Below are 250 nucleotides of genomic sequence, written 5' to 3'. Positions count from 1 at the left end.
CCCGAGCAGGTGCTCAACGGCAAGTTCGGCACCTGCATGGACACCACCGTCATCCTCGCGGCAGCCCTGGAATTCGCCGGCCTGCAGGCCAACCTGTGGCTGATGAACAGGCACATCTTCCTCGGCTACTGGCGCGATGAACGCAACTTCCAGACTCCGGCGCTGGAGGAAGCGGCCCTGCTGGTCAACGCCGTGGACCTGGGGGACATCCGGCTCCTCGAATCCACCCTCGCCACCGATTCCGCAACGC

At 65.2% G+C, this 250-nt stretch carries 1 protein-coding gene; it reads left to right on the top strand.

Annotated elements, in window-relative coordinates; all coding sequences use genetic code 11:
• A partial coding sequence (locus tag SB754_RS21925; protein WP_410784414.1) for a hypothetical protein occupies window positions 1–250 on the top strand: 250 nt, incomplete at both ends.

It is taken from the genome of Leifsonia sp. SIMBA_070 (genome assembly GCF_046534635.1).
Taxonomy (GTDB): domain Bacteria; phylum Actinomycetota; class Actinomycetes; order Actinomycetales; family Microbacteriaceae; genus Leifsonia.
Note: the sequence above shows the minus strand (reverse complement) of the source record. Positions and strands in the feature narration are given on the sequence as shown.